Annotated in this window: 10 protein-coding genes; 2 read left to right on the plus strand and 8 right to left on the minus strand. The window is 64.3% G+C overall.

Annotated elements, in window-relative coordinates:
* Positions 1 to 116 precede the first annotated feature (116 nt).
* Complete coding sequence (xdp1, locus tag ACN4F8_RS19395; RefSeq protein ID WP_419475070.1) at positions 117 to 926, plus strand: exosortase-dependent surface protein XDP1; 810 nt, start codon at positions 117 to 119, stop codon at positions 924 to 926.
* 76 nt (positions 927 to 1,002) lie between these two features.
* Here xdp1 and ACN4F8_RS19400 read toward each other — a convergent pair whose 3' ends face one another.
* Genes ACN4F8_RS19400 through ACN4F8_RS19410 form a run of 3 tightly spaced genes read right to left on the minus strand, consistent with a single transcriptional unit; the run spans position 1,003 to position 3,569 of the window.
* The gene (locus ACN4F8_RS19400) at positions 1,003 to 2,352 is read right to left on the minus strand and encodes a HAMP domain-containing sensor histidine kinase (RefSeq protein WP_419475071.1); all 1,350 of its coding nucleotides are present in this window, start codon (positions 2,350 to 2,352) and stop codon (positions 1,003 to 1,005) included.
* The gene (locus tag ACN4F8_RS19405; RefSeq protein WP_419475072.1) at positions 2,349 to 3,056 is read right to left on the minus strand and encodes a response regulator transcription factor; all 708 of its coding nucleotides are present in this window, start codon (positions 3,054 to 3,056) and stop codon (positions 2,349 to 2,351) included. The genes ACN4F8_RS19400 and ACN4F8_RS19405 overlap by 4 nt, the downstream gene beginning before the upstream one ends.
* A gap of 42 nt (positions 3,057 to 3,098) precedes the next feature.
* Positions 3,099 to 3,569, minus strand: coding sequence for a Spy/CpxP family protein refolding chaperone (locus ACN4F8_RS19410; protein ID WP_419475073.1), 471 nt, complete (start codon positions 3,567 to 3,569; stop codon positions 3,099 to 3,101).
* Between the two features lie 160 nt (positions 3,570 to 3,729).
* Between ACN4F8_RS19410 and ACN4F8_RS19415 the strand changes: the two genes are divergently transcribed.
* Positions 3,730 to 4,164, plus strand: a complete 435-nt coding sequence (locus ACN4F8_RS19415; protein ID WP_419475074.1) for a lysozyme inhibitor LprI family protein — start codon at positions 3,730 to 3,732, stop codon at positions 4,162 to 4,164.
* An 84-nt stretch (positions 4,165 to 4,248) separates the two neighbouring features.
* On the opposite strand, the gene ACN4F8_RS19420 is transcribed toward ACN4F8_RS19415, so the two are convergent.
* From ACN4F8_RS19420 to ACN4F8_RS19440, 5 genes are read right to left on the minus strand one after another with little or no spacing between them, the layout of a single operon-like run.
* Positions 4,249 to 5,250: an aldo/keto reductase gene (locus ACN4F8_RS19420; RefSeq protein WP_419475075.1), complete on the minus strand. Its 1,002-nt coding sequence runs from the start codon at positions 5,248 to 5,250 to the stop codon at positions 4,249 to 4,251.
* A gap of 5 nt (positions 5,251 to 5,255) precedes the next feature.
* Positions 5,256 to 6,218, minus strand: coding sequence for a Gfo/Idh/MocA family oxidoreductase (locus tag ACN4F8_RS19425; RefSeq protein WP_419475076.1), 963 nt, complete (start codon positions 6,216 to 6,218; stop codon positions 5,256 to 5,258).
* A 1-nt stretch (position 6,219) separates the two neighbouring features.
* Positions 6,220 to 7,074 (minus strand): class III extradiol dioxygenase subunit beta, encoded by an 855-nt coding sequence (locus tag ACN4F8_RS19430; protein ID WP_419475077.1) that lies wholly within the window; start codon positions 7,072 to 7,074, stop codon positions 6,220 to 6,222.
* A 2-nt stretch (positions 7,075 to 7,076) separates the two neighbouring features.
* Positions 7,077 to 7,508 carry a protocatechuate 4,5-dioxygenase subunit alpha gene (gene ligA, locus ACN4F8_RS19435; RefSeq protein WP_419475078.1) on the minus strand — a complete coding sequence of 144 codons (432 nt, stop codon included), beginning with the start codon at positions 7,506 to 7,508 and terminating at the stop codon, positions 7,077 to 7,079.
* A gap of 1 nt (position 7,509) precedes the next feature.
* Positions 7,510 to 8,442, minus strand: coding sequence for an amidohydrolase family protein (locus tag ACN4F8_RS19440; RefSeq protein WP_419475080.1), 933 nt, complete (start codon positions 8,440 to 8,442; stop codon positions 7,510 to 7,512).
* Positions 8,443 to 8,543 lie beyond the last annotated feature (101 nt).

Genomic DNA, 8,543 nt, shown 5'->3' on the forward strand with positions numbered 1-8,543 from the left:
TTCAGTCCACCTGCAAGGCGATGTAACTGTTTGATTGTCCATGTACTTGTTTGTCTGGCCCGATTCGTGCTTTTCCACTGCCAACGCACTCCTTGAGTTTGCAAAAGGTCTTTGACATGAAACAACAAACTGCCTCTTCCTCGTTCTTCTTCTCTTTGGCTGCAGCCAGCCTGCTCGGGCTGAGCACGTCTGCCCAGGCAGCCACCAACTGGAACTTGGGTGGATGCACGTTGACCGCTTCGTCGGGGGGGTACAGCTCCTGCAATGGCGTGGACGTGCGTGGGAGTTCCACATCCACTTCGACGCCCGGCTCTGGCGCTGTCAGCGCAACGGTTCAATCCTGGAGCGGAAGCGGCGGTGGTTTGGGGATCAGCAAGGGTGGAACTGAAACCGCGTCTGGCCCACATGCGCTGGACAACTACAGCGGGTTGGATGCGCTGATCTTCAAATTCACCGACGCCGTGTCCTTGTCCAGCCTGACACTCGGCTGGAACGGTACAGACAACCCCACCACCACGGGGTCAGGCAGTTCCACTGTGAATTACAACGATTCGGATGTGTCTGTGTTTGCATGGACTGGCGCCTCTGCTGCGCCGACGGGCTTTGTATCTTCGATGACCGGCTGGACCTGGATTGGTGATTACATGGACGTCGGTGCGAAATCTGGCAATACGCAATCCATCTCCACCTCCACGTTTTCGAGCTACTGGCTTGTGAGTGCATACAATGCTGGAACCAAAAGCAGCACCGATGCCTTCAAACTGCTGTCACTTGCCGGTAACTACTGCGACAAGACAGTCGTTGGTGCAGCGTGCGTTGGTACTCCCGGCAACGGTGTCCCAGAGCCCGGCTCACTGGCCCTGCTGGGCTTGGGTGCCTTCGGTTTGATGGCCGCTCGCCGCCGTCAGAAAAACCAAACCATCTGACCCGACTGGCGCTGGTCCAGTCCACACGACAAGGGAGCCCGCCAGGCTCCCTTTCTTTTTGTCTGTCACCCAGCGATCACGCGGGTGGCAAGCCCACCGTCACGGACAAGCCGGGCCGGACATTGCGCACAGCAAACGTGCCGCCGTGCGCCTGCGCCACCAAGCGGCACAAATACAGACCCAAGCCCACGCCACCGGCGCTGCGCGTGCGTGCGGTGTCGGGGCGGAAGAAGGCTTGGGCCAGGTGGGGCAGTTGGTCATCGGGCACGCCGGGGCCGTGGTCGCGCACCTCGAGCTCGATGCCCTGCCCCGCTTCGCCGCTGCGGCGGATGTGCAGTTCCACTGGCAGCGGTGCGTCGGCGCTGTGGCGCAGCGCGTTGTCCAGCAGGTTGCGCAGCAGCAGCCGTACGCGGATGCGGTCCAGCGGCAGCGCGGGGAGATTCACAGCGGCGTGCAGGCGGATGCTGCTGGCCGCAGGCTGGGTGGTGGCCAGTTCATCGATGACCTCGCTTGCAAGCTGAGCCAGCTCGGTGGGTTCGCGGTTCAGCGCGGCGTGGCGGCCGGCCAGACGTTCGCTTTCGAGCAAGTCGCTGATGAGTCGGGCCATTTCGGCGAGGTCGCGCAGCAAGGCGTCGCGCTGGGGCGTGACGTCCGGCGTGTCGGGCAACAACTCGGTGTTGAGGCGTGCGCGCGTGAGCGGGCTGCGCAGTTCGTGGCTGATGGCGAGCAGCAGCGCGCGCTGGGCTTCGAGCATCTGGTGGATGTCCTGGCCCATGGTGTTGATGGTGGTGGCGAGTTCACCCAGCTCGTCGTGGCGGCGCGATGGCTGCAGCGCGATGGGTTGCGCAAACTCACCGGCGCCAAAGCGCATGGCACCGGCGCGAATGTCGTCGAGCGGGCGCAGCAGCCGGCGCACGTACAGCCAGGCCAGTCCCGTGATGAGCAGCAAGGCGGTGAGGGCAAAGCCGAAGAGGCGCGGGCGGCGCTCGAACGCTGTGTCGTTCAGGCCGAAGCTGATGGTGTGCCCGTCAGCACTCGTGCGCTTGAGCAACGAATCCCAATCGCGGTCATCACCCCAGTCGTGGCGATCATCACCAGGCTGGCGAGCGCGAGGTCCGCGCGAGCCGTCGGCCTGAGGATATGAGCGCCAGTTCACCCGCGGGCCACTGATGTCGATGGTGATCACGGGCAGGCGCGACACGATGGCCTGCGCGCGCGACACCTCGGGCGTGCCGTTCGGTGCCACATCAGCCGAAAGGCGGCTCACGTAGTCCATGAGCAGCGGGCGCGCAGCCTCGCGCCAGCCGAGCGAAAATGCCTTTTGCGCGCCGCTGATGAAGATGAACGCAACCGACAGCGCCAGCAGCAGGAACACCGCGAGCAGGCGCAGCTTGATGGAGTGCCGCAAGCGGCGCAGCCAGTTCATGGGAACGGCGATCCGACACGGCGCAACGCCAGCGAGTAGCCGGCGTTGCGCAGCGTCTTGATGCAGTCCAGCGGTTCGAGCTTCTTGCGCAGGCGGCTCACCACGATGTCCACCGCGCGGGTGTAGAGGTCGGCCTCGTGGCCGCGCAGCTGGTTGAGGATGTCGTCGCGGCTGAACACACGCCCACTCTCGCGCGCGAGCAAGTGCAGCAGCTCGAACTCGGTGCCGGTCAGCTCCACCACTTCGCCCTGGCGCAGCACGCTGCGCCGCGCAGGGTCAATGGTCAACCCCTCAAAAGCCAGCAGATCGGGCGCAGGCGCACCGTTGGCTGGACCGTTGTGTCCATGGCGCCGGCGCAGCAGGGTCTGGATGTGGGCCACCAGTTCACGCGGCTCAAACGGCTTGGGCAAGTACGCGTCGGCACCGAGCTCCAGGCCCACCACACGGTCCATCACGTCGCCGCGCGCGGTGAGCATGACGATGGGGATGTCGCTTTCCTTGCGGATGGTGCGGCAGAGTTCGAAGCCGTCCATCTCGGGCAGCATCACGTCGAGGATGGTGGCTTCAAACACGCCGCTGCGAAGACGAGCCAGGCCCTCGCTGGGTCGCAGCGCGTGCGTCAGTTCCAGCTCGAAGCGCTGAAAGTAGGTCGCCAGCGGTGGCCCGAGCTGTTCGTCGTCGTCAATCAGCAAGATGCGGTGCATGCGGCATTCTCACACTGCGTCGCTGCAGAGCGCGCAGCATCATCAGCCGCGCCCGAACCAGCCCCGGCGCTTCTGCATCAGCTCGCGCACCTCTTCTTGCTGTGCGGGTTTGAGGCTGTCGTAGAAGTCGGCCATGGCGTTGATCACTTCAGGGCTGCTCACCTGCACCACGCGGGTCTTCTCGTCCAGCAGGCTCAGTGCGCGGGCCCGGTCGAACTTTTCGCCAGCCACCAGTTGGCGCACCTCGGCACGCGGGTCGGTGGTCTGACCGATGAAGGCGGTGCGCTGGGCCTGCAGCTTGTCGGCGAGCACGCCGAGTTTCTGTTGTTGCTCGGTGGTGAGGTCGAGCTTCTTCGTCACGCGGTCGATGAGCTTGCCGCGCATCTCGGTCATGCGCTCGGCGCTCATGGGGCCATGCTCGTGATGACCGCGCGTGCCGCAAGCGGTGAGACCACCCACGGCGATGGTGATGCCGGTCAGGGCGATGAGCGAGCGTTTGATCCAGGGTTTCATGACGGGGTCCTTGATGAGAAGGGGTTGAACATGACCGTGATGGTGCCGGCCCGTGTCTCATCCGTCGTCTCGTGGCGGTTTCGGTTTGTTTCGTTTCATGTCGGACGGGGTCGCTGCACAATGCAATCACTGCGCCACCCCGGCGCTGCGGAGCCCCTGCATGAAAGCCACCCTGCTCAAGCGTCTGTTCATCCTGGGCCTGAGCTGCCACTGCGCGTTGGCGCTGGCCACAGCCACCGGCAACCAGTCGGAACCGGTGGATTGCTCGAAGACACCCGGCACACAGAGCGCACTGAACGCCTGCGCATTTCAGGACTTCGAGAACGCCAGCGCCGCTTACAGCACGGCCTACAAGACCCTGTCGCAAAGCGTGGGCAACCAGCAGCGCAAGCTGCTGCGCCAGGTACAGACCGAGTGGCTCCAGTACCGCGTGAAGGCGTGTGAGTTCGAGAAGAGCGGCATCGAAGGCGGCAGCGCCGCGCCGATGATCAACTGGCAATGCCAGGCCCGCCTGACGCGCGAGCGCACCGCCGAGTTGCAGCGGTTTCTGGATTGCAAGGAAGGCGACTTGAGCTGCGTGCGGCAGCCCAGATAAATCATGGCCGCAGCTCAGGGCCGCCCCAAGCAAGGCCGCGCCCCCTCGGGGGGCAGCGACCCGTGAAACGGCGGAGCGTGGGGGCTAGTAAGCCTCTGTATCGACTTCGCGGTTGGCCTGCTCGTTGTAGCGGTTGCCGCGCACCGTCTGCTGGTTGATCAACGCGTCCAGCCTGGCCATGGTGGCAGCGTCCAGCTTCACATCGGCCGCGCCGATGTTCTCGCGCAGGTGGTCTTCGCGCGCGGTACCCGGAATCGGCAGGATGTCGTTGCCCAGGTGCAGCAACCACGCAATGGCCAGCTGCGCAGGCGTGCAACCCACCTCGCGCGCGATGACCTGAAACGGCGCCAGCAGCTTCAGGTTCGCCGCGTAGTTGTCGGGTGCAAAGCGCGGCATGGTGCGCCGGATATCCTTGGCGCCGAGCGCGCTCACATCGATCTCGCCACACAGGAAACCACGCGCCACCGGACTGAACGCCACGAAGGCCACACCCAGTTCGCGACAGGCCTGCAACACCGCGATCTCGGGGTTGCGTGTCCACAGCGAATACTCGGTCTGCAGCGCGGTGATGGGATGCACCGCGTGTGCGCGGCGCAGCGTGACGGCCGACACTTCGCTCAAGCCAATCGTTCGAATCTTGCCGGCACGCACCAGATCGCTCAGGGCACCCACGCTCTCTTCAATCGGCACCTGCTTGTCCCAGCGGTGCAGGTAGTAAAGGTCGATCACGTCGGTCTTGAGGCGCGTGAGCGCGGCCTCGCAGGTGGCGCGGATCGTCTCGGGCCGCCCGTCGATCACACGGACCAGCTTGCCATCACCCGCCACGTCCACACCCTGCATGCCGCACTTGCTCGCCAGCGTGAACTGGCTGCGGTGCCTGGCCAAGGCTTGGCCCACCAGCGTCTCGCTCACCCCAAAACCATAGAGCGCGGCGGTGTCGAAATGCGTGACGCCCTGGTCCAGCGCCGACAGCAGCAGCCGCTCGGCCGCATCGGGTGTGACGGGCGCGCCGTACGCGTGGCAAATGTTCATGCAGCCCAAGCCGACGGCCGAAACCTGGAAGGGGCCGAGTTGTCGTTGTTGCATGGGTTTCAACCAGCCGCGTTCAATTTTTGCTCAAGATCGTGCAGCACCTGATAGCAGGCGAACACGCTGGCCACGCTCGAGTTGGGCTCGCGGCCTTCCTTGATCGCCGCGAAGAACTCGCGGTCCTGCAGCTCGATGCCGTTCATGCTCACCGCCACTTTGGACACATCGATCTTTTCTTCCTTGCCGGTGAACAAGTCGTCGTAGCGCGCGAGGTAGGTCGCGGTGTCGCCGATGTAGCGGAAGTAGGTGCCCAGCGGGCCGTCGTTGTTGAAGCTCAGGCTCAGTGTGCAGATGGCGCCGTTGGCGGCCTTGAGCTGGATGCTCATGTCCATCGCAATACCGAGTGCGGGATGGATCGGTCCCTGGATCGCGTTGGCCTGAACGATCGGACTGCCGCACTGGTAGGCGAACAAATCGACCGTGTGCGCGGCGTGGTGCCACAGCAGGTGGTCGGTCCAGCTGCGGGCCTGGCCCAGCGCGTTGGTGTTGGTGCGCCGGAAAAAGTAGGTCTGCACATCCATCTGCTGGATGTTGAACCGCCCTGCCGTGATCTCGTTGTGCACGTATTGGTGGCTCGGGTTGAAGCGGCGGGTGTGGCCGCACATGGCGACCAGCCCGGTCTTCTTCTGCAGGTCCACCACGGCTTGCGCACCCGCCAGGCTGTCGGCCAGCGGAATCTCCACCTGCACGTGTTTGCCGGCCTTCAGGCAGGCCAGCGTTTGTGCGGCGTGCATCTGCGTGGGTGTGCAGAGGATGACGGCGTCGAGCTCCTTGAGCGCCAGGCTCTCGGCGAGGTCGGTGGTGACGTGCTGGATGCCGTACTTGTCCGCCACTTCCTTCGTCTTGTCGAGGTCGCGGCTGATCAGCGAGACGACTTCAACGCCGTCGATGTTCTTGATGCCGTCCAGGTGTTTGATGCCGAAGGCACCGGCGCCGGCGAGGGCGACTTTGATGGTTTTGCTCATGTCAGGTGTTCTCCAGAATCAAATGGCCCACGGCCGTGTTGCTCGCAGGCACATGGTAGAAGCGGCGCACGGCCTTGGGTTTGGGCCCACCGGCCGCGTCGGCCATGGCGCCGCGCGCGATCAGCCACATCACGAGCTCAATGCCCTCGCTGCCGGCTTCGCGCACGTAGTCGATGTGCGGGATGCTGGCCGCGGCCTCGGGGTCGTTGATCAGCTTGTCGAGGAACTCGTTGTCGAAGTCCTTGTTGATCAGGCCCGCGCGCGGGCCCTGCAACTGGTGGCTCATGCCGCCCGTGCCCCAGATCTGCACATTGAGGTCTTGGTCAAAACTCGCCACCGCCCTGGCAATCGCCTTGCCCAGGTTGTAGCAGCGCCGGCCGCTGGGCACGGGGTACTGCACCACGTTGACCGCGAACGGGATCACCGGGCAGGGCCAAGCCTGGGGTTGGCCGCACATGAGCGAGAGCGGCACGGTCAGGCCGTGGTCCACGTCCATCTTGTTGACGATGGTGAGGTCGAAGTCCTGCTGGATCACCGACTGCGCGATGTGCGAGGCCAGCTCCGGGTGGCCCATGACCTTGGGCACCGGGCGCGGACCCCAGCCTTCGTCGGCCGGCTGGTACTCGGCCGCGGTGCCGATGGCAAAGGTCGGGATCATGTCCAGGCTGAAGGCCGTGGCGTGGTCGTTGAAGACCAGAAAGATCACGTCGGGCTTGTTGTCCTTGAGCCATTGCTGGCCGAACTCGTAGCCCTGAAAGACCGGCTGCCAGTAGGGCTCATGGGTCTTGCCGAGATCGAGCGCGGCGCCGATGGCGGGCACGTGGGAGGTGTAGACGGATGCGGTGATGCGTGCCATGGTCAGTTCACTTTCTTGCCTTGCGGCTGGCGGTGTGCCTGCGCATCACCGTCTTCGCCAATGACGCGGTTGCCCTCAGCCGAGCGGCCGCCGGCGATCATCATGTTGCGGTACTCCTCTTCGGTCATGCCGGTCATGGAGCCCGCCATCTGCTGGAAGCTCTTGCCGTCGGTGGCGCCGATCTTGGCGAGAAAGTAGATGTTGCCGCCGAGGCGAATGCACCAGTTGAGGTCGCGCGCGAGCACCGCCTGCTTCTGCTCTTCCGTCATGGCCCATTCGTTCAAGTAGGCGCGCTCGTCCTTCTTGAAGCGCTCGCGGTTCTCGGCCTTCATCAGGCTCATGCAGAACTGGTTGAGCCAGTAGCCCTTGCGGCTTTGTTCCGCGTCGAAGATGGTCGTGCCGGGCACGTCCAGGTAGGGTTTGTCCAAAGCCATGTCAGTTCTCCTCGGGCCAGTACAGGCGCATGGGGTTGTCGACCAGCAGCTTCTTCTGCGCCTCAAGCGTGGGCGCGATCTGCGGAATGAAGTCCACCAGCAGCCCGTCGTCGGGCATGTGGTCCTTCAGGTTGGGATGGGGCCAGTCGGTGCCCCAGAGCACACGGTCGGGGAACTCCTGCATGACACGGCGTGCAAACGGCACCACGTCCTGGTACGCCGCCTGTTCACCGGTCAAGGCCTTGGGGCCAGTGACAGAAAGACGTTCGGGGCAGCTCACCTTGCTCCACACATTGGGGTGCTGGCGCATGAATTTGAGGAACAGCTCGAACTCGGGGCCGTCCACCGACTTGCTCACATCGGGCCGGCCCATGTGGTCCACCACCACGGTGGTGGGCAGTGCGGTGAAAAAGTCCCACAGCTCGGGCAGGTCCACCGCTTCAAAGTAGATGACCACGTGCCAGCCCAGCTTCTGGATGCGCGCGGCAATCTCCATCAACTCGTCCTTGGGCGTGAAGTCCACCAGGCGCTTGACGAAGTTGAAGCGCACGCCGCGCACACCGGCGGCGTGCAGGGTCTGCAGCTCGTCGTCGGTCACGCTGCGCTTGACCGTGGCCACGCCACGCGCCTTGCCGTCGCTGTGCACCAGCGCATCGACCAGCGCGCGGTTGTCCGCCCCATGGCAGGTGGCCTGCACCACCACGTTGCGCGCGAAGCCAAGGTGGTCGCGCAGGGCGAACAGCTGCGCCTTGCTCGCATCGCACGGCGTGTACTTGCGCTCGGGCGCGTAGGGAAATTCGGCACCCGGGCCGAACACATGGCAGTGCGCGTCCACCGCGCCGGCAGGCAACTGAAAACGAGGTTTTGCAGGACCGTCAAACCAGTCCAGCCAGTCAGCGGTTTTGGTGAAGGAACCCGAAACAGGTTTGCTCATGAGAAAAGCTTTCAAGACAAAAAACAGACCGCACACCAACGAGGCGGCGAGGGGCGTGAGGCGGTGGGGCGATTTGCTGGCCGAAGGCCAGATGAGCCCCA

The organism is Hydrogenophaga sp. (assembly GCF_048549895.1).
In the GTDB taxonomy this organism is placed as follows: domain Bacteria; phylum Pseudomonadota; class Gammaproteobacteria; order Burkholderiales; family Burkholderiaceae_C; genus Hydrogenophaga.

What these genes read in the sequence shown, in the direction of transcription:
- xdp1 (WP_419475070.1), top strand. Translation starts at nt 117, where the DNA reads ATGAAACAACAAACTGCCTCTTCCTCGTTCTTCTTCTCTTTGGCTGCA.
- ACN4F8_RS19400 (WP_419475071.1), bottom strand. Translation starts at nt 2,352, where the DNA reads ATGAACTGGCTGCGCCGCTTGCGGCACTCCATCAAGCTGCGCCTGCTC.
- ACN4F8_RS19405 (WP_419475072.1), bottom strand. Translation starts at nt 3,056, where the DNA reads ATGCACCGCATCTTGCTGATTGACGACGACGAACAGCTCGGGCCACCG.
- ACN4F8_RS19410 (WP_419475073.1), bottom strand. Translation starts at nt 3,569, where the DNA reads ATGAAACCCTGGATCAAACGCTCGCTCATCGCCCTGACCGGCATCACC.
- ACN4F8_RS19415 (WP_419475074.1), top strand. Translation starts at nt 3,730, where the DNA reads ATGAAAGCCACCCTGCTCAAGCGTCTGTTCATCCTGGGCCTGAGCTGC.
- ACN4F8_RS19420 (WP_419475075.1), bottom strand. Translation starts at nt 5,250, where the DNA reads ATGCAACAACGACAACTCGGCCCCTTCCAGGTTTCGGCCGTCGGCTTG.
- ACN4F8_RS19425 (WP_419475076.1), bottom strand. Translation starts at nt 6,218, where the DNA reads ATGAGCAAAACCATCAAAGTCGCCCTCGCCGGCGCCGGTGCCTTCGGC.
- ACN4F8_RS19430 (WP_419475077.1), bottom strand. Translation starts at nt 7,074, where the DNA reads ATGGCACGCATCACCGCATCCGTCTACACCTCCCACGTGCCCGCCATC.
- ligA (WP_419475078.1), bottom strand. Translation starts at nt 7,508, where the DNA reads ATGGCTTTGGACAAACCCTACCTGGACGTGCCCGGCACGACCATCTTC.
- ACN4F8_RS19440 (WP_419475080.1), bottom strand. Translation starts at nt 8,442, where the DNA reads ATGAGCAAACCTGTTTCGGGTTCCTTCACCAAAACCGCTGACTGGCTG.